22 protein-coding genes are annotated in these 21,156 nt (G+C 75.2%); 18 read left to right on the forward strand and 4 right to left on the reverse strand.

Annotated features, from left to right (window positions below):
* Window positions 1-36 precede the first annotated feature (36 nt).
* The 9 genes from ACQP04_RS10365 (at window position 37) to ACQP04_RS10405 (ending at window position 10,902) form a co-directional block, all read left to right on the forward strand.
* Window positions 37-867, forward strand: coding sequence for an IclR family transcriptional regulator (locus ACQP04_RS10365; RefSeq protein ID WP_433506839.1), 831 nt, complete (start codon window positions 37-39; stop codon window positions 865-867).
* A complete protein-coding gene (locus tag ACQP04_RS10370; RefSeq protein ID WP_433506840.1) occupies window positions 864-2,078 on the forward strand; it encodes a CaiB/BaiF CoA transferase family protein in 1,215 nt (404 codons plus the stop codon). The genes ACQP04_RS10365 and ACQP04_RS10370 overlap by 4 nt, the downstream gene beginning before the upstream one ends.
* Window positions 2,075-2,962, forward strand: coding sequence for an HpcH/HpaI aldolase/citrate lyase family protein (locus ACQP04_RS10375; protein ID WP_433506841.1), 888 nt, complete (start codon window positions 2,075-2,077; stop codon window positions 2,960-2,962). The genes ACQP04_RS10370 and ACQP04_RS10375 overlap by 4 nt, the downstream gene beginning before the upstream one ends.
* On the forward strand, window positions 2,959-3,786 hold the full coding sequence (locus tag ACQP04_RS10380; RefSeq protein WP_433506842.1) for a cyclase family protein: 828 nt from the start codon (window positions 2,959-2,961) through the stop codon (window positions 3,784-3,786). The genes ACQP04_RS10375 and ACQP04_RS10380 overlap by 4 nt, the downstream gene beginning before the upstream one ends.
* Window positions 3,783-5,216, forward strand: coding sequence for an MmgE/PrpD family protein (locus ACQP04_RS10385; protein ID WP_433506843.1), 1,434 nt, complete (start codon window positions 3,783-3,785; stop codon window positions 5,214-5,216). The genes ACQP04_RS10380 and ACQP04_RS10385 overlap by 4 nt, the downstream gene beginning before the upstream one ends.
* 174 nt (window positions 5,217-5,390) lie before the next feature.
* A complete protein-coding gene (locus ACQP04_RS10390; protein ID WP_433506844.1) occupies window positions 5,391-6,680 on the forward strand; it encodes an MFS transporter in 1,290 nt (429 codons plus the stop codon).
* Between the two features lie 63 nt (window positions 6,681-6,743).
* Entirely contained in the window at window positions 6,744-8,045 is a 1,302-nt protein-coding gene (locus tag ACQP04_RS10395; protein ID WP_433508341.1) for an MmgE/PrpD family protein, read from the forward strand.
* 518 nt (window positions 8,046-8,563) lie between these two features.
* The gene (locus ACQP04_RS10400; RefSeq protein WP_037043371.1) at window positions 8,564-9,448 is read left to right on the forward strand and encodes an AAA family ATPase; all 885 of its coding nucleotides are present in this window, start codon (window positions 8,564-8,566) and stop codon (window positions 9,446-9,448) included.
* A 23-nt stretch (window positions 9,449-9,471) separates the two neighbouring features.
* Window positions 9,472-10,902: a vWA domain-containing protein gene (locus tag ACQP04_RS10405; protein ID WP_433506845.1), complete on the forward strand. Its 1,431-nt coding sequence runs from the start codon at window positions 9,472-9,474 to the stop codon at window positions 10,900-10,902.
* A 7-nt stretch (window positions 10,903-10,909) separates the two neighbouring features.
* On the opposite strand, the gene ACQP04_RS10410 is transcribed toward ACQP04_RS10405, so the two are convergent.
* Window positions 10,910-11,695: a S41 family peptidase gene (locus ACQP04_RS10410; protein ID WP_433506846.1), complete on the reverse strand. Its 786-nt coding sequence runs from the start codon at window positions 11,693-11,695 to the stop codon at window positions 10,910-10,912.
* Between the two features lie 154 nt (window positions 11,696-11,849).
* Between ACQP04_RS10410 and ACQP04_RS10415 the strand changes: the two genes are divergently transcribed.
* From ACQP04_RS10415 to ACQP04_RS10425, 3 genes are all read left to right on the forward strand, one after another.
* Window positions 11,850-12,872, forward strand: a complete 1,023-nt coding sequence (locus ACQP04_RS10415; protein ID WP_433506847.1) for an iron-siderophore ABC transporter substrate-binding protein — start codon at window positions 11,850-11,852, stop codon at window positions 12,870-12,872.
* A 128-nt stretch (window positions 12,873-13,000) separates the two neighbouring features.
* Window positions 13,001-13,363: an SPW repeat protein gene (locus tag ACQP04_RS10420; RefSeq protein ID WP_433506848.1), complete on the forward strand. Its 363-nt coding sequence runs from the start codon at window positions 13,001-13,003 to the stop codon at window positions 13,361-13,363.
* Between the two features lie 68 nt (window positions 13,364-13,431).
* Window positions 13,432-14,001, forward strand: coding sequence for a TetR/AcrR family transcriptional regulator (locus ACQP04_RS10425; RefSeq protein WP_433506849.1), 570 nt, complete (start codon window positions 13,432-13,434; stop codon window positions 13,999-14,001).
* Window position 14,002: 1 nt separating this feature from the next.
* Here ACQP04_RS10425 and ACQP04_RS10430 read toward each other — a convergent pair whose 3' ends face one another.
* From ACQP04_RS10430 to ACQP04_RS10440, 3 genes are all read right to left on the reverse strand, one after another.
* The gene (locus ACQP04_RS10430; RefSeq protein WP_433506850.1) at window positions 14,003-15,190 is read right to left on the reverse strand and encodes an MFS transporter; all 1,188 of its coding nucleotides are present in this window, start codon (window positions 15,188-15,190) and stop codon (window positions 14,003-14,005) included.
* A gap of 114 nt (window positions 15,191-15,304) precedes the next feature.
* Window positions 15,305-16,132: a siderophore-interacting protein gene (locus ACQP04_RS10435; protein WP_433506851.1), complete on the reverse strand. Its 828-nt coding sequence runs from the start codon at window positions 16,130-16,132 to the stop codon at window positions 15,305-15,307.
* Window positions 16,129-17,058, reverse strand: a complete 930-nt coding sequence (locus ACQP04_RS10440) for an ABC transporter substrate-binding protein (protein WP_433506852.1) — start codon at window positions 17,056-17,058, stop codon at window positions 16,129-16,131. The genes ACQP04_RS10435 and ACQP04_RS10440 overlap by 4 nt, the downstream gene beginning before the upstream one ends.
* 167 nt (window positions 17,059-17,225) lie before the next feature.
* Between ACQP04_RS10440 and ACQP04_RS10445 the strand changes: the two genes are divergently transcribed.
* From ACQP04_RS10445 to octT, 6 genes are all read left to right on the forward strand, one after another.
* Window positions 17,226-17,849, forward strand: a complete 624-nt coding sequence (locus tag ACQP04_RS10445) for an alpha-ketoglutarate-dependent dioxygenase AlkB (protein ID WP_433506853.1) — start codon at window positions 17,226-17,228, stop codon at window positions 17,847-17,849.
* Between the two features lie 79 nt (window positions 17,850-17,928).
* Window positions 17,929-18,537, forward strand: coding sequence for a TetR/AcrR family transcriptional regulator (locus tag ACQP04_RS10450; RefSeq protein WP_433506854.1), 609 nt, complete (start codon window positions 17,929-17,931; stop codon window positions 18,535-18,537).
* A 49-nt stretch (window positions 18,538-18,586) separates the two neighbouring features.
* On the forward strand, window positions 18,587-19,201 hold the full coding sequence (gene nadD, locus ACQP04_RS10455; RefSeq protein ID WP_433506855.1) for a nicotinate-nucleotide adenylyltransferase: 615 nt from the start codon (window positions 18,587-18,589) through the stop codon (window positions 19,199-19,201).
* Window positions 19,202-19,275: 74 nt separating this feature from the next.
* Window positions 19,276-19,662, forward strand: coding sequence for a ribosome silencing factor (rsfS, locus tag ACQP04_RS10460; protein ID WP_037043406.1), 387 nt, complete (start codon window positions 19,276-19,278; stop codon window positions 19,660-19,662).
* On the forward strand, window positions 19,659-20,285 hold the full coding sequence (locus ACQP04_RS10465) for a histidine phosphatase family protein (protein ID WP_433506856.1): 627 nt from the start codon (window positions 19,659-19,661) through the stop codon (window positions 20,283-20,285). The genes rsfS and ACQP04_RS10465 overlap by 4 nt, the downstream gene beginning before the upstream one ends.
* Window positions 20,286-20,328: 43 nt before the next feature.
* Window positions 20,329-21,144 carry a diglucosylglycerate octanoyltransferase gene (gene octT / locus ACQP04_RS10470; RefSeq protein WP_433508342.1) on the forward strand — a complete coding sequence of 272 codons (816 nt, stop codon included), beginning with the start codon at window positions 20,329-20,331 and terminating at the stop codon, window positions 21,142-21,144.
* The last annotated feature ends 12 nt before the right edge of the window (window positions 21,145-21,156 follow it).

The raw sequence follows: 21,156 nt of genomic DNA on the forward strand, positions 1-21,156 counted from the left end.
TCTTTGTTCCGTCAAGCGGGACAACCGGAGGGGCGCATGGCCGAGACGACCGGCGGCACCGGGGCCACCGAGCGGGTGGCGGACGTGCTGCTGCTCTTCACCGACGGGCCGCCGACGCTCGGCGTCACCCGGGTGGCCCGCGAGCTCGGGCTGTCGAAGGCGGTCGTGCACCGCATCCTGCAGTCGCTCACCGGGCGCGGGCTGATCGCCTACGACCCGGTCAGCCGCGAGTACCGGCTGGGGCCCGCCGCCGCGGCCCTCGGGGGCCGCGCCCTGCGCGACTCGGACCTGCGCTCCGCGGCACTGCCCCAGCTGGTCGACCTGCGCGACCGGTTGCGGGAGACGGCCACGGTGAGCGCGAAGGTGCACGGCGGCCGCGTCTACCTCGACCAGGTCGTGGGGACGCACGAGATCACCATGTCCGTCGAGCTCGGCCGCCGGTTCCCGCTGCACGCCGGCTCGTCCGGCAAGTGCATGCTCGCGTTCGCCCCGGCCGACGAGATCGACGCGGTGCTCGCCGGCGCGCTCCCGTCGCTGACGGCCGCCACCCTGACCGAGCCGGACGTGCTGCACGCCGAGCTCGACCGGATCCGGGAGCGCGGCTACGCGGCCTCCGCCGGCGAGCGGCAGGCCGACGCCGGGTCCGTCGCGGCCCCGGTCTTCGGCCCGTCGGGCGACGTCGTCGGCGCGGTCTCGGTCTGCGGGCCCCGGTTCCGGGTCACGGACGAGTTCGTCGCGGCCACCGCGCCCGAGGTCGTCGCGGCCGCAGCCCGGGTCTCCGCACGGCTCGCCGACCGTGCCCCCGCCCGACCGCCCCGCACCCCCGCACGCAGCGCTGCGCCCGTCGCAGCCGGAAGGACGTCATGACCGCACCAGGCACCCTGCCCGGAGCCGGCCCGGACGCGCTGGAGGGCCTGCGGGTCCTCGACGCGTCGACGCTGTTCGCCGGGCCCCTCGCGGCCACCCTGCTCGGCGACCACGGCGCGGAGGTGATCAAGATCGAGCACCCGCGCGGGGACCCCGCGCGAACCCACGGCGTGCAGCGCGACGGCGTCGGCCTCTGGTGGAAGATGCTGGCGCGCAACAAGAAGTCCGTCACGCTCGTGCTGTCCACACCTCGCGGGCAGGAGCTGTTCCGCGAGCTCGCCGCCGACGCGGACGTGGTGATCGAGAACTTCCGCCCCGGGACCCTGGAGCGCTGGGGGCTGGGCTGGGAGGAGCTCTCGGCCCGCAACCCGCGGCTCGTCCTCGCCCGGGTCACCGGCTTCGGGCAGTTCGGGCCGTACGCGTCGCGCCCGGGGTTCGGCACGCTCGCCGAGGCCATGAGCGGCTTCGCCGCGATCACCGGGGAGCCCGACGGCCCGCCCACCCTGCCGCCCTTCGGCCTCGCCGACGGCGTCGCGGCCCTGACCACGGCGTTCGGGATCATGACCGCGCTGCGGGCGCGGGAGACCACCGGCCGCGGACAGGTGCTCGACATGGCCATCATCGAGCCGCTGCTGCACCTGCTCGGCCCGCAGGTCATCGGGTACGACCAGCTCGGCGTCCTGCAGCCGCGGACCGGCAACCGGTCCACCAACAACGCGCCGCGCAACACCTACCGCTGCGCGGACGGCCGCTGGGTCGCCGTGTCCACCAGTGCCCAGTCGATCGCCGAGCGCGTGATGCGGCTGGTCGGCGCGCCCGAGCTGATCGACGAGCCGTGGTTCGCCTCCGGCGCCTCGCGCGCCGAGCACGTCGAGGAGCTCGACGCGGCGGTGGGCGCCTGGATCGCGGCGCGGGACCGCGACGAGGTGATCGAGGCCTTCGAGAAGGCCGAGGCCGCCGTCGCCCCGATCTACACCGCCGCCGACGTGCTGGCCGACCCGCAGTACGCCGCGCTCGGCAGCATCGTCCGGGTCGACGACGAGGAGCTCGGCCCGATCCGCTTCCAGAACGTGCCGTTCCGGCTGTCGGAGACGCCCGGCCGGGTCCGCAGCGCCGGTCCGCGGCTGGGCCGCGACACGGCGGAGGTCCTGGGCCGCTACGGGGTCGACGCCGACGAGCTGGAGCGGCTGCGCACGGAGGGGGTCGTGTGACAGCCGCACCCACTGCCCCGCGCACCGCCCTCGGCCGCGCGCGGAGCTGGCTCTACGTCCCCGCCCACCGGTCCGACGTCGTCGCGAAGGCGTTGGCCGGGGCGGCCGACGCCGTGGTGCTCGACCTCGAGGACGCCGTCCCCGCCGACGCCAAGGCCGCCGCGCGCGAGGCCGCCGCGTCCGTCTCGCGGGGCCGGCTCCCGGTGTGGGTGCGGATGAACGGCATCGGCACGCCCTGGGCCGCCGACGACGTCGCCGCCCTCGCCGGGGCGGACACCGACGGCGTCCGGGTGCCCAAGGCGGACGATCCCGCGGCCGTCGCCGCACTGGCCGAGCGACTGGGCCGACCGCTGCACCTGCTGGTCGAGAACGCCCTGGGGGTGGAACGGGCCTTCGAGCTCGCCACCTGCCACCCGCTGGTCGCCGGCCTCTCGCTCGGCGAGGCCGATCTCGCCGCCGACCTCCGGGTCCGCGGGTCCGGGCTGGAGTGGGCCCGCGGCCGGGTGGTCGTCGCCGCCCGGGCCGCCCGCCTGCCGAGCCCGGTGGCCAGCGTCTGGACCGACCTGGGCGACCCGGAGGGCCTCGCGGCCGATTCCGCCGCCGCCCGCGACGCCGGCTTCTTCGGCCGCTCGGTGATCCACCCCGCCCAGATCGGCCCGGTGCACCGGGCCTTCACCCCCGACCCGGACGAGGTCGCCCGGGCGCGCGAGCTGCTCGGGTCGCTGGAGTCGGCCGGCGAGTCCGCCTGGGTCGACCCGCGGGGCCGGTTCGTCGACCCCGCGGTGGTGTCCGGGGCGCGCTGGGTCGTCGAGCTCGCGGACGCCCTCCCCGACCCCTACGAACCGGCGCAGCACCGCCCGCGCGCCGGGAAGGAGCTCCCATGACCGCCACGACCACGGGTTCCGCGCTGCTGGACGCGGTCCGCGCCGGCACCCGCGTGATCGAGCTGGGGCACCCGCTCTACACCGGCATGCCCAGCTCGCCCAACCACCCCGGCTTCCGGATGACGCTCGAGCGCCGGCACGGCGACGCCGTCCGGCCCGACGGCGGCTCGGCCTCGAACGAGGTCATCGTGACCGGCGGGCACGTCGGCACCCACGTCGACGCGCTGTCCCACGTCAGCCACGAGGGCCTGCTGCACGGCGGGATCGATGCCGCCGAGGCGCAGCGGGGCGGGAAGCACACCGCGCACGGGGCCGAGACCATCCCGCCGATGGTGACCCGCGGAGTGCTGCTCGACGTGGCCGCGGTGCACGGGGTCGACACCCTCGAGGGCGGCTACGGCGTCACGGCCGGGGACCTCGAGGCCGCGGCCGCGCGGGTGGGCGCCGAGCCGGGCCGGGGCGACATCGCTCTCGTCCGGACCGGGTGGGGCCGCCTGTTCGGCGACACGAGCGCCTACCTCGGCAAGGAGTCCGGGGTGCCCGGCGTGACCGTCGACGGGGCGCGCTGGCTCGCCGAGCGGGGCGTGGTCGCGACCGGCTCCGACACCACCGCCTTCGAGCAGATCCCCGCCGGCGCCGGGCACCGCGTCCTGCCGGTGCACCGGGTGCTGCTGGTCGAGCACGGCATCCACATCGTGGAGCACCTCGCACTCGAGGACGCCGCTGCGGCCGGGCTCGGCGAGTTCCTGGCCGTGTTCGCGCCGCTGCGCATCGTCGGCGGCACGGGTGCGCCGGTCCGCCCGCTCGCGGTGGTGGCCGCGTGAGCGCCCCGACCGCCACCCGCACCCCGGCCCAGCGGATCGGCGAGGTCGCCGCGCGGGTCGCCGCCGACGGCATCCCCGCCGAGCTGGCCGACGACGTCGTCGCCCGCACCGTCGACGTCCTCGGCAACTGCCTGGCGGCCACCCGCGAGGAGCCGGCCCGGATCGTCGGCGCCGTCGTGGGGGAGTGGGGCGGGCGCGGCACGGCCACCGCCGTCGGCCGCGCCGAGCCGCTGCCCGCCCCGTCGGCGGCGCTGGTCAACGGCACCCTCGCGCACTCGCTCGACTTCGACGACACGCATCTGCCGTCCGTGCTGCACCCGTCGTCGTCGGTGATCCCGGCGGCGCTCGCGACGGCCGAGCGGGTCGGCGCGTCCGGCCCGGCGATGCTGGCCGCGGCCGCCGTCGGCATCGAGGTGACCTGCCGGCTCGGCATGGCCGGGTACGACGAGGAGCTGGGCAACTCCGTGTTCTTCGAGCGCGGCCAGCACGCCACGGCGATCTGCGGCGCGGTCGGCGCCGCCGTCGCGGCGGGCATGCTGTCCGGGCTCGACGCCGAGCAGCTGACCTCGGTCGTCGGGATCGCCGCCAGCATGGGCGCCGGCGTCATCGAGGCGAACCGGACCGGCGGCACGATCAAGCGGGTGCACTGCGGCTGGGCCGCGCACGCCGGCGTCGCCGCCGCGGACCTGGCCCGGCACGGCCTGACCGGACCGCCGACGGTGATCGAGGGGCGGTTCGGGTTCCTGCAGGCCTTCTGCGGCGACCGGGTGCACGTCGAGCGCGTCACCGACGGGTTCGGCGACGAGTGGGAGACGCCGGGGATCTTCTTCAAGCCCTACCCCTGCAACCACTTCACCCACGCCGGGATCGACGCGGCGCTCGCGCTGCGCGCCCGCGGGGTGGAGCCGGGCGACGTGCGGGCCCTCACCCTCGGGGTCCCGGCCCCGGTGCTGCGGACCATCGCCGAGCCGCCCGAGGAGAAGGCGCGGCCGCGGTCGGGGTACCACGCGGCGTTCAGCGGGCCCTACACCGTGGCCGCCGCGCTGCTGGGCGGCGGCGGGCTCGGGGTGTTCCACGAGGACTTCACCGACGCGGCCGTCGCCGACCCGAGGCGGCTCGACCTGGCCGGCCGCGTGCGGGTGGTCGCCGACGAGGAGTCGACGGCGCTGTTCCCGCGCCAGTTCCCGGCGGTCCTGACCGCCGAGCTCGCCGACGGCCGCACGGCCACCGAACGGGTCCGGGCCAACCGCGGCGGCCCGGCCAACCCGCTCTCCGCCGACGAGCTGTCGACGAAGTTCACGGGGAACGCCGACCGCGCGCTGGTGCCGGGCGCCGCCGCGGACGTCGTGGCCGCCGTGTGGGGCCTGCGCGACGGCCGGCCCGTCCGCGACGCCCTCGCGATTCTCCGTCGCCCGGAACTGTTCCTCTGAACGGAACATCTGTCCCGGAAATTTGTAGAGAACGAGCCTGATCGTTGACGTAGGGCAGCAGCAAGAGGAGTATTTCCGCGCAAAGGAGCGTCAGAATTGTTCCGCTGGCAGGAACGCGATGACGCGGACATCGGCCGGTCGCCGGACCGGGCCGGGGAATCCGAGGAACACGAGATGCAGAGTCGCTTCCGCTTCGTGACGATCGGGGTGGTCATCGCCCTGATCGTCATCAACTACGTGGACCGGAGCGCCATCTCCTACGCGGTCCAACCGCTGGAGCAGGCGTTCGGGATCACGACCGCGCAGTACGGGATCATCAGCAGCGTCTTCTCGGTCGGGTACATGGTCTTCGCCTTCGTGTCGGGGCCGTTGGTCGACCGGTTCGGCACGCGCAAGGTCCTGCTGGCCGCGGTGATGCTGTTCTCCGTCTCCGTCGCACTGATCCCGTTGGCGGGCTCCTTCGCCGGCCTGCTGATCGTGCGGCTGCTGCTCGGGATCGGGGAGTCCCCGGCCTTCCCGGCCGCCACCCGTGCCGTGAGCCGCTGGCTGCCGGTGCGCGAGCGCGGCGTCGCCCTCGCGCTCTGCGGCGGCGTCGCGGTCTCCGGCAGCCTGCTCATCTCCGGCCCGCTGCTCACCTGGCTGATCGGGGCGCTGGGCTGGAAGGGGATGTTCTGGACGATGGCGATCCTCGGCGGCGTCTGGGCGCTCGTCGCGCTCGCGCTGCTGCGCGACCTGCCGGACGAGTCGCCGCGGGTGAGTGCCGCCGAGCGCGCCTACATCGCCGCGGGCCAGGAGGCCGACGCCCGGCCGGAGCGCGCCCCCGTGCGCTGGCGGCCGCTGCTCACCAACCGCAACCTGTGGGTCGTCGCCGGCGGGTACTTCGCCTGGGGCTTCATGTTCTGGGCCTTCATGTACTGGCTGCCGACCTTCTTCTCCAGCGCGTACGGGCTCAGCCTCAAGCAGGCCGGCGCGTTCTCGGTCGCCCCGTGGGCGGCCGGCGTGGTCGGTGCGCTCGTCGGCGGCGTCGTGGTCGACCGGGTGTACCGGCGCAGCCCGCGGATCCGCAGCCGGTTCGCGGTCATGGGCGTGGCCCTGCTGCTCGCCGGGTGCTCGCTGATCCCGATGCTGCTCGTGCCCAGCCTGACCGTCGCGATCATCTCGATCTCCTGCGGCGTGGGCTTCGGGTTCGTCACCGGCGGCATCTGGTGGGTGGCCTCGATCGACGCCGCCCCGGACCAGCCGGGCAGCGCCGCCGGGTTCGCCGACGCCGCCTTCGCGTCGTCGGGCATCGTGGCCCCGTCGGTCATGGGGTTCATCGTCTCCGGCACCGGCACGTTCACCAGCGGCTTCATCGTGATGGCGGTGCTCGCCGTCGGCGGTGCGCTGCTCATGCTGCTGGTGCCGCGCGAGCCCGCCCGCACGGCCGAGGGCGCCGCGACCCGCTCGACCGCCACCACCGCCTGAGGTGCGGCAGCGCGAGGTCCGCGCCGCCGTCGACCGGCTCGGGGCCTGGGTCGCGGGGCTGCGCTGGGCCGACGTGCCGGCCGGGCCGCGGGAGCGGCTCGGCCTGGTCCTCCTCGACGTCCTCGGTGTGACGGCGCTCGGCGCCCCGAGCCCGAGCAGCGCCGGCTCGTCGGGGCCTGGTCGCCGGGACCCGGCCCGGCGCCGCTCGTCGGGGCCGGGTGCACGACGACGGTCGAGGCGGCCGCGTGGCTCAACGCGACCGCGCTCGTCCGGCTCGAGCTCGACGAGGGCCACAAGCGGGCCAAGGGGCATCCCGCCGCGCACGCCTTCCCGGCGGTGCTGGCCCTGGCCGCCGAGCGGGACGCGTCCGGCCCGGACACCCTCGCCGCCCTGCTCGCGGCCTACGAGGTCGGGGCCCGCTTCGGCCGGGCCACCCGGCTGCGCCCCGGCACGCACCCGCACGGCAACTGGGGCGTGGCCGGTGCGGCGGCGGGCTGTGCGCGCCTGCTCGGGCTCGACGCCGGTGCCACCGCCGGGGCGATCGACGCCGGCAGCGGCATGCCGATCGCCGGGCACTTCGTCAGCGCGCTCGACGGCAACCGGGTCCGGGACGCGTGGATGGGGGCGGCGAACGTCTCCGGTCTCGCCGCGGCGCGGATGGCCGCAGCCGGGCTCGCCCGCTCGACCGGGACCGCGGCCGGATCGCTCGGGGAGTTGCTGGGCGGGCTCGATCCGGCGGAGCTCGACGCGGCTCCGGGCAGCCGCTGGGAGGTCGAGGGCGGATACGTGAAGCGGCACGCCTCGTGCTCGTTCACCCACGCGGCGGTCGACGCCGCGCTGGAGCTGCGCGACGACATCGGCGGGGAGGTGGAGGAGGTGCTGGTCGAGACGCACTCGCTCGCCGCCGGTCTCGACCGCCGCGCCTGGACCGGCCCGCTGGCCGCGATGTTCTCGGTGCCGTTCACGGTCGCGACGGCGCTGCGGCGCGGCCGGATGGACCCCGCGGCGTTGTCGGCCGAGGCCCTCGCCGATCCCGTGACCGCGGCACTGGCCGCCCGCGTGACGGTCCGGGCCGCCCCCGACCTCGACGCCAGGCTGCCCGCGGAGCGCCCCGCGCGCGTCACCGTCCGGTCGGCGGCCGGGACGGTCACCGCGGAGGCCCCGAACCCGGTGGGCGACGCCGACCATCACCCGTTCACCACGCAGACGTTGCCGACGCTGCTCGCGGACCTGCTCGGCGGCAGCGAGCCGGTGGACGCGATCCAGGCCGTGTGTGCGGCGTTGCCCGGCCTCCCCGGGGTCGGGGACGCGCTGCGCGGTCTGGCCGAGCCGAAGGAGCACCCGTCGTGCGCATCCACGCCGTGACCCGGATCCACGTCGGCGAGGCCGAGGTCGCCCGCCGCCAGGCCCGCTACGACGCGCTGGCGCCGCGGGGCGTCCGGGTCGAGCTGCACGACATCGGGCCGGAGGCGCCCCGCGCGCTGGAGACCGAGGCCGACGTCCGGGCGTCGGAGGTCGCCCGCAACGACGCCATCGCCGCGGAGCTCGAGGCGCGGATCGCCGCCTACGGCTGGTCCGGCGCCTTCCTCGGGGTCACCGTGCTGGACCTCGCGGTCGAGGACATCGAGGACGCCGGCCGCTGGGCGCGGGCGGTGCGGCCCGCGCTGGAACGCGCCGGGGCCGCCGGCGCCGACGTCGTGCTCAACGGCTGCTCGCCGTCGACGTCGAGGAGGGGCTCGATCCGGCCCTGCCGCGGCTCCTCGACCCGATCTCCACGGCCCTGCGACTGCTCGGCCGAGAGTCGGGATGTGACGCACCACTCACCCCCAACTGAACGTCCGATCGGCAACACGGCTGGGCGGGGCCGGTACCCACAAGGCAGGATGATCCGGGTGAAGGCCACCCAGTCACCGCTGTTCGGTTCGGTCGACGAGGTCACCGAGCGCCTCGAGGGCGTCGGCTACCTCGCGTCGACCGCCGTCGCGACGACCGTGTACCTCGCCGACCGGCTCGGCAAGCCGCTCCTCGTGGAGGGCCCCGCCGGCGTCGGCAAGACCGAGCTCGCGAAGGCGGTCGCCGCCGCGACCGGCTCCGGACTGGTGCGCCTGCAGTGTTACGAGGGCATCGACGAGGCCCGCGCGCTCTACGAGTGGAACCACGCCAAGCAGCTGCTGCGGATCACCGCCGGGCAGGGGCACGAGAGCTGGGACGCCACCCGGGACGACGTGTTCTCCGAGGAGTTCCTCCTCCCGCGCCCGCTGCTCACCGCGATCCGCCGGGACGACCCGACGGTCCTGCTCATCGACGAGATGGACAAGGCGGACGTCGAGGTCGAGGGCCTGCTCCTGGAGGTCCTGTCGGACTACCAGGTCTCCATCCCGGAGATGGGCACGGTCACCGCGACCCGCAAGCCGTTCGCGCTGCTGACCTCGAACTCCACGCGCGAGCTGTCCGAGGCGCTCAAGCGCCGCTGCCTGTTCCTGCACCTGGACTTCCCCGACCCGGACCTCGAGCGCCGGATCGTGCTGACCCGCGTCCCGGAGCTGCCGCAGGCGCTGGCCGACGCGCTGGTGCGGACCGTGCGGGTGCTGCGGGCCATGGAGCTGCGCAAGGTCCCGTCCGTCGCCGAGACCATCGACTGGGGTCGCACGCTGCTGGCCCTCGGCCTCGACACCCTCGACGACGACGCCGTCCGGCAGACCCTCGGCGTCGTCCTCAAGCACCAGTCCGACCAGGTCAAGGCGAGTGCGGAACTCCGGCTGAACTGAGCCGTCCAACCGAGGAGGCCCCGATGGCCGTCACGACCCCCGAGCACGGGCTGCCCGGTCACCTCGTCGACTTCGTCGGCGCGCTGCGCCGGCACGGCGTGGCCGTCGGGCCGGGCGAGACGGTCGACGCGGCCGAGGTCGTCGGCGCGCTCGACCTGCTGCGCCGGCGCGAGCTGCGCGAGGGGCTCGCGTCCGCGCTGCTGCGCCGCTCCGGCCAGCGCGAGGTCTTCGACACCCTCTTCGACCTGTACTTCCCGCCCGCCCTCGGGGTCGGCGCCCAGGACGTGGAGGTGCCGCGCACGGAGACGGACGACGGGTCGGAGGGCCCGGTCGACGTCGACGCCCTGCGCGATCTCCTCGCCGACCTGCTGCTCGCCGGCGACGAGGAGGCACTGCGCGAGCTGGCCCGCGCGGCCGTCGACGCGCTCGGCACCGCCGGGGCCAGTGGCACCGGCGTCCAGGGCGTCAACGGCCAGCCCAGCTGGTCGGCGTACCAGGCCCTGCGGCTGATGTCGCCGGAGACGCTGCTCGCCCGGATCCTCGACGGGATGCGCCAGGACGGCGACCCGACGGACGACTTCACCGACGAGGTCCGCCGCCGCGAGATCCGCGACCGCATCGCCCGGTTCCGCAAGATGGTGCAGGACGAGGTGCGGCGCCGGACCGCGGAACAGCGCGGCCGGGACCAGGTCGCGAAGACGGCCGTGCCCAAGCAGGCCGAGCAGGTCGAGTTCCTCTCCGCCTACGCCGAGCAGCTCGCCCAGCTCCGCCGCACCGTGCACCCGCTGGCCCGGCGGCTGGCGAGCCGGCTCGCCGTGCGCCGCAAGCACGCCAAGCGCGGCACCCTGGACATGCGCCGCACGCTGCGGCGGTCCATGTCGACCGGCGGGGTGCCGATGAAGCCCGCCTACAAGACCCGCCGCCCGGGGCGCCCGGAGCTGGTGATCCTCTGCGACGTCTCCGGCTCGGTCGCCGGGTTCTCGCACTTCACGCTGCTGCTGGTCCAGGCGCTGCGCGAGCAGTTCTCGAAGGTGCGGGTGTTCGCGTTCGTCGAGAAGACGGACGAGGTCACGCACCTGTTCGAGCCCGGCGCGGAGCTGTCCGGGGTCATGCAGCGGGTGCTGCGTGAGGCCGACCTCACCGCCTTCGACGGGCACTCCGACTACGGGCACGCGCTGGGCAGCTTCGCCGAGTTCTGGGGCGAGGCGATCACGTCGAGGACCTCGCTGCTGATCCTCGGCGACGCCCGCACGAACTACCGCGACCCCAACCTCGCCGTGCTGCGCCGGCTCGTCGGGCAGGCCCGGCACGCGCACTGGCTCAACCCGGAGCCGAAGCGGCAGTGGGGGACCGGCGACTCCGCCGCGCACCGCTACGCCGACGTCCTGCCGATGCACGAGTGCCGCACCGCGGGCCAGCTCGCCGACGTCGTCGAGGCCCTCCTGCCCGTCTGACGCCCACTCACAGGTCCCAGAGGGCCATGCTGAGCGGGTCGTCGCTGGGGACGTCGGGGGTGACGGGGCCGCCGTAGACCTGGCCGGTGCGGTCGGCGAAGCGGCTGGTCGCGACCGTGAGCACCAGCCCACCGGGCAGCGGCGCGGACTCGACGCCGGTGCTGAAGCCGAGGGTCGGGGCGCCGTAGGAGCGGGCGTCGGGGCGGCCGCGGAAGGCGACGACCACGGCCTCGCCCGAGTTCGCCGTGTTCCCGTCCGTCAGCACGGAGACGGGTCCGTCGAACCGGCCGGGTGGGCCCTGGAGCTGCGGGGTCCCGCCCTGCGAGACCACGCCGTCGCGCACGGTCCACGGGGTGCGGCCGCCCTTCCGGTCCACGAACGCGCCGACCTCGCCCTCGCCGAGGAGCGGTGCCACGGCGGCGAGCAGCGGCCACAGCGAGCCGCCGCCGGTGCCGCGCAGGTCCACGATCCACCGCTCGGCGCTGCGGCCGCCGAGGGCCGCGCGGGCGGCGTCGACGTAGGTCCGGGCGTCGTGCTCGGCACAGGAGGGCAGGCTGAGGACGACCGCGTCACCCTGCTCCTCGACCCGCGGCAGTTCCGGCGCACCGGTCGCCGGCCGGGCGCGGCGGACGCCTCCGTGCGGCCCACCTGCCTGCCTGACGAGGTGGAACAGCTTCAGCTCGAGCTGCTCCGGGTCGTCGAGCGCGCCGAGGACGTCCGTCCGGGCAGCGGACCAGTCGACCCGGTCGGCGTGCAGGGCCCGGCCCTCCATGAGGTCGAGCGCCGCGGTCACCGCCCTCTCCGAGCTCTCCCTGGCCTTCCGCTCCCGCCTGCCGCGCCCGATCACCGGCCCAGTATGGCGTGCGCGGGGTGTGTCCGATTCGTGCAGGATCCTACGGTACTGAGGTTAGGCTCACCGATGTACTGTCACGACGTCCCGGGGAGCCATGCACGTGCCGACCCTGTCCCGCCGTTCCTTCGTCCTGTCCGCGTCGGGCCTCGCCGCGCTGACCCTCGCCGGGTGCGCGTCCGGCGGCGACACGCCGTCCTCCGCGGGCGGCGGCGACGGCTTCCCCGTCACGATCACGCACAAGTTCGGCACCACGACGATCGCGGCCGAGCCCACCCGCGTCGCGACGGTGAGCGCCGCCAACCAGGACGTGGCGATCGCGCTCGGCGTGGTGCCCGTCGCGATGCCGTTCTTCGACTACGGCGGAGATGCCGAGGGGGTGCTCCCGTGGGTCCGGGACGCGCTGGCCGGCAAGCCGATGCCGCAGGTCGTCGGGCGGTCGCCGGAGCCGATCGCGTTCGAGGCGATCGCCGCCGCGCAGCCCGACCTGATCCTCGCCACCTACTCCGGACTCACCCAGGACGAGTACGACACGCTCTCCCGGATCGCCCCCGTCGTCGCCTACCCGGACGCGCCGTACTCCACGAGCTGGCAGGAGCAGACCCGGATCGCCGGCCGCGCGCTGGGCCGCAGCACCCGGGCCGAGGAGCTCGTCGTGGCCACGCAGTCCCGGCTGGCCGCGGCCACGTCGGAGTACCCGCAGCTCGCGGCGGCCACGTTCGCCTACACCGGCGGGATGGACGGCGGGCAGCTCGGCATCTTCCGGCCGACGGACGTCCGGGTCCGGCTGCTGGAGGACCTCGGGATGACGTCGGCGCCCTTCGTCGAGCAGAACGCCCCCGGGGGCGAGGCGGTCTACTACACGGTCAGCGCCGAGCTGGTCCCGCGGCTGCAGTCCGACCTGCTCGTCGGGTTCTTCGGCACGCCGGACCTCGACGCCGCGTTCCGCGCCGACCCCGCCGTGCAGGAGATGCCCGCCGTGAAGGCCGGGGGCTACGCGCCGATCATCGGGGCGGACCGGGTGGCGGCCAGCTCGTCGCCGTCGGTCCTGTCGATCCCGTGGGTGCTCGACGCCTACCTGCCGGTGCTCGCCGAGGCGGCCACCCGCAGCCGCCGCTGACCTGCGCGCTCGCCGGTCGGCACGCCGGCCGGCGAGTCGTGGATCACTCGGCGACGAAGTTGACCGGTCGGCCAGTCAAGGCGTAGACCGGAGGCATCGGGAAGGTCTCCTGGAGGGAAGTGATCGTGATGACCGCGAAGGCGTGGACACGGTGGCAGGACTGGGTCGCCCTGGTGATCGGCGTCCTGGCCGCCCTGTCGCCCGTCGTGGTGGCCACGGACGCGGCCGCGGCGTGGACGCTCGTCGTCCTCGGCGTGGTGCTCGCCCTGACCGCTCTGTGGTCGCTCGCCGCACCGGGTTCGGTGGCGAGCGAGTACGGGCACGGCGTGCTCGGTGTGCTGCTGTTCATCGCCCCGTGGGTGATGGGCTTCAGCGACCTCACCGGGGCCGCGTGGACCTCGTGGGTCGCCGGTGTCCTCGCGGTGCTGGTCGCCGCGAGCGCCCTGCCGGCGGCCACCAGCGCCCACCGCGGGCTGGCCGGAACCCACTGACCGATCGAGGGACGAGGGGCCGCGACCCGCGGGGGTCGCGGCCCCTCGTGCGTGCAGGATGGGAGGCGATGACCGCACCGGAACCGGCGCGCGAGCGCATCCTGGCCGCGGCGGAGGAGCTCTTCGCCGAGCGGGGGTTCGACGCGACGCCCACCTCGAAGATCGCCGAGCGCGCCGACGTGCCGAAGGGCCTGGTGCACTACTACTTCGCGAAGAAGGTCGACCTGCTTTCCGCGCTGGTCGGGCGGCTGCCGGAGGAGACCGTCGACCGGGCGGCGGTGGTCGTGCCCGGCGACGTCGCGGAGAGCCTCTGCCGGCTCGTCGCGGTGCTCGACGAGCGGCTCGGGTCCTCCGCGGTGGTCTCCCACCTGCTGTGGCGCGAGGCCGACACCCACCCCGCGGTGCGCGACGCGCTGCACGGCCGGTTCGCCCGGTTCGTCGAGGAGATCCGGGCCGTGCTGCTCGGGGCCCGGAAGGGCGACGGGACCGGCGTCGACAGCGCGGCGCTGCTGCTGGCGTCGACGCTGAGCTACCGGCACTCGGTCTACCGGCACGCCGACGAGGGGTCGCCGGCCCGGCTCGACCTGCGGCCCGAGCTGCGCTTCCTCGCCGCGGCCCTCGACGCCGGCGTCGGCTGACTCACCAGCTGGGTTCGGGCTCGTCCCGCACCGGGGTGAGGGCGATCGCGGCCAGCGGCGCCGCCGCGGCGACCACGAACCCGAGCGCGTAGCCCGCCGCTCCGACGACCGCGCCCAGCGCGACCGGGGTCAGCGACGACACGACGTTCTGCCCGGTGTTCTGGATGCCGAGGGCCCGCCCCGACCACGTCGCCCCGGCGATCTCGGCGACCGCAGTGAAGGCCAGCCCGTTGTCGGCCACGGTGACGATCCCGCCGACGGCCAGTGCGGCGACGGCCAGCCACGGGGCGACCGCGTCGCCCAGGGCGAAGACGAGGAGGACGAGCGTCGCGCCCACCGCGAGCTGCCGCATCGGCCGCAGCCGCGACCCGACCCGGTCCGACCACACGCCGGAGCCGATCCGCGAGAGCGCGCCCGCGATCTGGATCACCGCGACGAACGCACCGGCCCCGGTGGCGCTCCAGCCCTGCTGGCGCACCAGGTACTCCGTGGCGAAGGCGCTGATCGCGAACTGGGGGACGACCAGCATGGCGCTCGCCGCGTGCACCCGCCACAGCACCGGCGTCCCGTACGGCGAGCCCTCGCGCACACCCTCGGTCCGCGGCGGCCGCGCCGGGTCGGGGGCCAACGCGACGACCAGCACGGCCGAGAGCAGGCAGAGCGCGGCGGGGACGATCAGCGCGCCGATCGCGCCGGTCCGCTCCGCCAGGCTCGGCAGGACCAGCCCGGCCAGTGCGACGCCGAGCGGTTGCGCGGTCTGTCGGATCCCCATCGCCAGGCCGCGCTCGGTGCGCGGGAACCAGCCCATGATCATCCGGCCGCTCGCGGCGAACACGCTGGCCGACGCCGCCCCGCCCACGGCCAGCAGGCCCAGCACGGCGGCGTGCCCCGGGTGGGGCAGCAGCGCGACCGTGCCGACCACGAGCCCCGCCAGCAGCAGCCCCGAGGCCATCACCTTCCGCTCGCCGAACCGGTCCGCGGCCGCGCCCCACGCGATCAGCGTGAGCAGGAGGCCGGTGGTCGGCGCGGCGACGAAGGTGCCCGCGGCGGCCAGCGACAGGCCCATCGCGTCGCGCAGCCCCGGCACCAGGAACGGGACCCCGTAGACGAACGCGCAGGCCGAGGTCTGGGCGAGGACGCCGATCGCGAGCACCACCCAGCGGCGGCGGGAGGCGGTGGTGGTGGGCATGGGTGGACCGTACGCCGTGATATCAGAGATTGAGAAAGTGCTCCCGGATCATGGGATGCAGATGGTGCGCCGCACCGAGCTTCCGTTCGGGTGCCGGACTGCGCCGGCCTTCGGCTACCCCGCGCGGCGGCGGTCGTGCCAGTAGCCCTGGGTGTGGATCCGGTCCGCCGCGATCCCGGCCCCGGCGAGCAGGGTGCGGACCCGGGCGACGCGGGAGCTCTCGGTCGCGGCCCAGGCGTAGAACTCCCCGCCCAGCGCTGCGGCGGAGACCCCCCGGCCGCCCGCCCACTCCTCGACGGCGGCGAGCAGGCTCCCGCGCGGGCACAGGGCGGTCACGACACCGGGCGGCGCGGGCAGGCCGGCGGCGTCGGCCGGATCACCCACCTCGACGAGCGCCGTGCCCCCGACCCCCGGGCCGAGGGAGGCGAGGATGCCGCGGAGGGCGGGCAGCGCGGCCTCGTCGGCGGCGAGCAGTACGGCTGTGGCCCCGCCCGGCTGCCACTGGACGCCGTGACCGGGCCGGCCCCGGCGCACGTCCGGACCGGAGACCAGCAGGCGTTCGCCGAGCCGGGCCGCGCCGGCCCACCGGCTCGCGGGGCCCGGCCGGGCGTGCACGAAGACGTCGACGTCGATCTCGCGCTGCGCCCACCGCACCGCGGTGGGCGTGTAGCTGCGCAGGGCGGGCCGCCCGGCGTCGGGCAGGCTCCGCCAGATCGCACGCCAGTCCCGCTCCGGCAGTGGCTCGGTCCCGGGCGCGAACGCGGCGGGATAGCCGCCCTGCGGGACGAGGAGCTTGATCCGCTGGTCGGGGCCGTGCGCGACGAAGTGGGCCAGCTGGGGACCGTGCAGGGTGAGGCGCACGAAACCCGGCGAGAGCCGGTCGACGCCGGCGACCCGGGTGTCGAACAGGACGTTCGGCGAGGTGTCGAACGACCGCGTCATGCGGTGCGTCCGGCCAGGATGCGCTCGAGGTCGTCGAGCACGGCCAGTCCGCCCCGGGGCCCGACGCCGGTGATCCAGAAGGACTGGTCCACCACGTGCAGGTTCGGGAAGGACTCGGTCCGCACCGCCGCCACCGCGGGCGGGACGACCGTCTCGTCGCCGGCCCTGGTCGCGGTGACCAGCACGAGATCGGCCCGGACCTCCAGGACGAGCTCCGGGGACAGGTCCACCGAGATCGAGTTCTCCCAGTCCCGCGACGGGGTCGTGAAGCCGGCGCACTCGAGCGTGCTGCCGGCGAAGGAGGTGGGGCCGTAGAGGGTGAGCACCCCCTCGCGGGGCCGGATGAGCTGTGCGGTCCGGCCGGCCGTGCGGTGCGTGGCGGCCACCTCGTCGCACCGCTGGTGGTACCGGTCGAGCAGGCCCTGCGCCGCGTCCTCCGCGCCGAGCGCCCGCCCGACGAACCGGACGTTGTCCTGCCACGGGTCGGCCTGGCTGGCCATGAACACGGTGGGCGCGAGGGCGGCGAGCTGCGGGTAGAGCTCGCGGTGCCGGGACTCGGTGCCGAGGATCAGGTCCGGCTTCAGCGCCGCGATCTGCTCGAGGGACGGCTCGGCGACGGTCCCGACCGGATCGACGGCCTTCGCCTCCTCGCCCAGATAGGCCGGGACGCCGGCGGCGGTGCTCAGGACGGCGGCCCCGACCGGCACGCGTCCGAGCGCGACCGCGGTGTCGAGCTGTACGGGCTCCAGCACGACGATCCGCTGCGGGTCGGCCGGCACCTGCGTCTCGCCGTGCGCGTGGCCCACGGTGCGCGGCGCCGCCGGCTGCTCGCCGCCGGCGGCGTCGCCGCCGCAGGCCGACAGGAGGAGCGCCCCGACGACCGCGACGGTGGTCGTGAGCAGGCGGCGGGCACGGCGTGGGGTCATCGGGGCTCCATGTTCTCGGCGGCGAGCAGAGGGAAGGCTAACCTGCGTTTCGGCGTCCGGAATGTGACGTCGGCCCTGAATTTCGGGGTCGAAGACCGGCTGCAGTCTGTGGGGACTTCGATCGAAAACTCTCGAACTGATGTTCGAGAGAGGGTAGCGTCGGTTCCATGGGAGTGGACCTGGTGTGGCAGCCGTCGTTGTTCGACGAGGGCGCTCCGGCCGTCGAGGTCGACCCGGACTTCCACGGGCTGGTCCGGCACGAGCTGGGCGCCGGCGCCTGGGTGGACCTCGTCCCCGGGTGGCTGCGCGGGGCGGACGAGCTGTTCGCGCGGTTGCTGCGGAGCACGCCGTGGGCGCAGCGGGACGTCCGGATGTACGAGCGGGTACTGCCCGAACCGCGGCTCACGCACCGGTGGACCGTCGGCCAGGGGCTCCCGGAACCGGTGTTCGCCGAGGCCGCGCGCCTGTTGAGCGAGCGCTACGGCGAGGAGTTCACGCAGGTCGGGGCCAACCTGTACCGCGACGGGGCGGACAGCGTGGCGTGGCACGGGGACCGGGTGGCCAGGGAGATGGACACCGCGCTCGTCGGGTTGATCTCGTTGGGCGGGCTGCGGCCCTTCCGGCTGCGGCCGCACGGCGGCGGCGCGTCCGTCGGGTTCCTCCCCGGGCCGGGCGACCTGCTGGTGATGGGCGGGACCTGCCAGCGGACGTGGCAGCACAGCGTGCCGAAGGTGCGGTCGGCCTCCGCCCGGATCAGCGTGCAGTTCCGCCACGCCTACGAGCGCTCCTGACTCATCCGTACGTCGTCGGCTGTGCCGAGGCCGCCCTGCTGGCGGGTCCGGGCCGCCCCTCGGTGGGTACGGTGACGCCATGGCGGCACCGGAGTCCGAGCGGGACCGGCTGCTCGGCCTGATCGCGGACTACGTCCTCGAGCACGGCATCGCCGGGCTGACGCTGCGCCGGCTCGGCGCGGCCGTCGGCACCAACAACCGGATGCTGCTGTACTACTTCGGGTCCAAGGAACAACTGATCGCACAGGCGCTGATGGCGGCCTCGCTGCGGTTCCCGACCTTCGCGGCCGCGCTGACCGCGCTCGACGGCACCGGCCCCCTCCGTCAACGCCTCGACGCCGTGTGGACCGGCATCGCCGCCCGCGAGAACCACCCGTTCCATCGGCTGTTCTTCGAGGTCTACGGCGTGGCGCTGCACCAGCCGGGCCGCTTCGACGAGTTCCTCGCCCGGGTCGGGCACGACTGGACCAACCTCGTCGCGGGGCGGCTGCGGGCCGAGGGCGTGCCGGACCCGGAGGCCGACACGATCGCCCGCGAGATCGTCGCCCTCTGGCGCGGCCTGCAGTTCGACCTGCTCAGCACGGGTGATGCCGTCGAGGTCGCCGAGGCGCACGCCGCGGCCGTCGCCTACGCCGAGCGGTGCGAGCGGGCCCGTGGCCGGGTCGCCGCTGCTCAGCCCGCCGGGTGAGGCGGCGGTGTGTCCGTACCGGGCCTCCGGGGCGGGATATCCTGCCGCGATGCAGCGCAAGATCGGGGTGATGGGCGGGACGTTCGACCCCGTCCACCACGGCCACCTGGTGGCGGCCAGCGAGGTCGCCGACCGGTTCGCGCTCGACGAGGTCCTCTTCGTGCCGACCGGGCAGCCGTGGCAGAAGTCGGCGAGGGCGGTGAGCCCGCCCGAGGACCGCTACCTGATGACGGTGATCGCCACGGCGTCGAACCCGCGGTTCATGACGAGCCGGGTGGACATCGACCGCGGCGGCCCGACCTACACCGCCGACACCCTGGCGGACATCCACGCCGCGATGCCCGACGCGGAGCTGTACTTCATCACCGGTGCCGACGCCCTCTCCCAGATCCTGTCCTGGCACAAGGTCGAGGAGCTGTTCACGCTGGCGCACTTCGTCGGCGTGACCCGTCCCGGCTACGAGCTGGCCGACGCGCACCTGCCGAAGGGCGCCGTCACGCTCGTCGAGGTGCCGGCCATGGCCATCTCGTCGACGGACTGCCGGGACCGCGTCGCCGCCGGCCGGCCGGTCTGGTATCTCGTGCCGGACGGGGTGGTCCAGTACATCTCGAAGCGCCGGCTCTACACCCCGGACGCGCCCGCGGGAACCGGTATCCCGGCCTGAACCGGACCCACCCGGCGCGGCCTGCGACACTGGGGCGGCGAGGCCGAGGTCCGGCCGTCGCGGAGGGAGGCCGCGTGGCGGCAACGGCAGAGGCGGTGGAGATCGCCCGGGTGGCGGTGGCCGCCGCCGCGGACAAGCTCGCCCAGGACATCGTCGTGCTCGACGTGTCGGGGCAGCTCGTGATCACCGACTGCTTCGTCCTCGCCTCGGCGCCCAACGAACGGCAGGTCCAGGCGATCGTCGACGGCGTGGAGGAGAAGCTCCGCGAGCACGGCGTGAAGCCGACCCGCCGCGAGGGCACCCGCGAGGGCCGGTGGGTCCTGCTGGACTACACGGACGTCGTCGTGCACGTCCAGCACACGGACGAGCGCGGGTTCTACGGGCTGGACCGGCTGTGGAAGGACTGCCCGGCCCTCGACTTCCCCGAGGCCCGCACCACCCCGGCCGAGGAGTCGGAGTGACTCTCCGGCGGGTCGTGCTGCTGCGGCACGGGCAGACGGACTACAACGTCGCCGGCCGCATGCAGGGCCACATCGACTCCCAGCTCACCGAGGAGGGCCGCGAGCAGGCGCTGCGGGCAGCCCCGGTCCTCGGCGCCATGCCCTTCGACCGGGTCGTCAGCTCCGACCTGGCCCGCGCCGTCGACACGGCGAACACGATCGCCGACGTCCTGGGGTTGCCGGTCAAGCTCGACAAGCGGCTGCGCGAGACGCACCTGGGGGAGTGGCAGGGCCGCAGAGTCGACGAGGTCGAGGTCGACTACCCGGGCCAGATCGCGGAGTGGCGCGGCGACCCGCGGTGGACGCCGCCGGGCGGGGAGTCCCGCGTCGACGTCGTCCGGCGGTCGCTGCCGGTCGTCGAGGAGATCGACGTCGACCTGGCCGAGGAGCCCGGCTCGCAGTCCCTGCTGATCGTGGCGCACGGCGGGATGATCGGCGGCCTGGTGTCCGGGCTGCTGGACCTGCCCGAGGCCGTGTGGCCGATCATCGGCGGCATGGGCAACTGCAAATGGGCGGTCGTCGCGCGGCGCGCGGACCACCCGCGCTGGCGGCTGTCCGGGTACAACATCGGTGTCACCTCCTGAGGACCCATCGGCCCTGAACCGGAGCGCCTTCGGACACGGGGGGATCCGCTCATCCCCTTCGACGCTGCTGGTCCTCGGCGACTCGCTCGCCTTCCACGGCCCCGAACGGGCCGAACCCGCGGACCACCCGCGGATCTGGCCGCAGGTCGCCGCGGCGGCTCTCGGCGGGCGGGTCGAGCTCGTCGCCGGGATCGGCTGGACGGCGCGACACGCCTGGCACGCACTGACCCACGACCCGCGGGTGTGGGCGGCGATGCCGCGGGTCGACGCACTGGTGCTCGGGGTGGGCGGGATGGATTCGCTGCCCTCGCCGCTGCCCACGGCGATGCGGGAGCTGATCCCGGTGCTGCGGCCCGCGTCGGTGCGGGGGCGCGTGCGCGACGGCTACCTGCGGGCCCAGCCGTGGCTGTCGCGCGCGTTCGCGGCGCTGCCGGGCGGTGGGCCGGTGGCGCTGCCCCCGCGGCTCACGGTGTCGTACCTGGAACGGTGCCGCGCCGCCGTGACGGCGCTGCGGCCCGGGATCCCGGTCGTCGCGATGCTGCCGTCGGTGCACCGGGCCGCGGTCTACGGCGGGGTGCACGCCGGGCGGGCGGCGGCCGAGCGGGCCACCCGGATCTGGGCCGACGCGCACGGGGTGCGGGTGCTCGACGCGCCCACCCTGGTCGCGGGGCACGTCCTGGGCGGACGCGGCAACCCCGACGGGATGCACTGGGGCTGGGAGGCGCACCGGCGGGTGGGGGAGACGCTCGCCGAGCTGGTGCGGGGGGAGCTCGCTCGGGTGCCCGGTTCCGGTGGCATCGGGTCGCGTGGTCCGGGGGAGGTCGTCGGGGCTCCTGGCACTTCGGCAGTGGAGGCGTGATCGGTGGGCAGG

Origin of the sequence: Pseudonocardia halophobica (assembly GCF_050948485.1) — a bacterium.
GTDB lineage: Bacteria > Actinomycetota > Actinomycetes > Mycobacteriales > Pseudonocardiaceae > Pseudonocardia > Pseudonocardia halophobica.

Excerpts from the sequence above, each read along its gene's own strand:
- ACQP04_RS10365 (WP_433506839.1), top strand. The coding sequence starts at position 37 with ATGGCCGAGACGACCGGCGGCACCGGGGCCACCGAGCGGGTGGCGGAC.
- ACQP04_RS10450 (WP_433506854.1), top strand. The coding sequence starts at position 17,929 with ATGGCGGCACCGGAGTCCGAGCGGGACCGGCTGCTCGGCCTGATCGCG.
- nadD (WP_433506855.1), top strand. The coding sequence starts at position 18,587 with ATGCAGCGCAAGATCGGGGTGATGGGCGGGACGTTCGACCCCGTCCAC.
- ACQP04_RS10425 (WP_433506849.1), top strand. The coding sequence starts at position 13,432 with ATGACCGCACCGGAACCGGCGCGCGAGCGCATCCTGGCCGCGGCGGAG.
- ACQP04_RS10415 (WP_433506847.1), top strand. The coding sequence starts at position 11,850 with ATGCACGTGCCGACCCTGTCCCGCCGTTCCTTCGTCCTGTCCGCGTCG.
- ACQP04_RS10440 (WP_433506852.1), bottom strand. The coding sequence starts at position 17,058 with ATGACCCCACGCCGTGCCCGCCGCCTGCTCACGACCACCGTCGCGGTC.
- ACQP04_RS10380 (WP_433506842.1), top strand. The coding sequence starts at position 2,959 with ATGACCGCCACGACCACGGGTTCCGCGCTGCTGGACGCGGTCCGCGCC.
- ACQP04_RS10430 (WP_433506850.1), bottom strand. The coding sequence starts at position 15,190 with ATGCCCACCACCACCGCCTCCCGCCGCCGCTGGGTGGTGCTCGCGATC.
- ACQP04_RS10405 (WP_433506845.1), top strand. The coding sequence starts at position 9,472 with ATGGCCGTCACGACCCCCGAGCACGGGCTGCCCGGTCACCTCGTCGAC.
- ACQP04_RS10435 (WP_433506851.1), bottom strand. The coding sequence starts at position 16,132 with ATGACGCGGTCGTTCGACACCTCGCCGAACGTCCTGTTCGACACCCGG.
- ACQP04_RS10420 (WP_433506848.1), top strand. The coding sequence starts at position 13,001 with ATGACCGCGAAGGCGTGGACACGGTGGCAGGACTGGGTCGCCCTGGTG.
- ACQP04_RS10370 (WP_433506840.1), top strand. The coding sequence starts at position 864 with ATGACCGCACCAGGCACCCTGCCCGGAGCCGGCCCGGACGCGCTGGAG.
- ACQP04_RS10400 (WP_037043371.1), top strand. The coding sequence starts at position 8,564 with ATGATCCGGGTGAAGGCCACCCAGTCACCGCTGTTCGGTTCGGTCGAC.
- ACQP04_RS10445 (WP_433506853.1), top strand. The coding sequence starts at position 17,226 with ATGGGAGTGGACCTGGTGTGGCAGCCGTCGTTGTTCGACGAGGGCGCT.
- ACQP04_RS10390 (WP_433506844.1), top strand. The coding sequence starts at position 5,391 with ATGCAGAGTCGCTTCCGCTTCGTGACGATCGGGGTGGTCATCGCCCTG.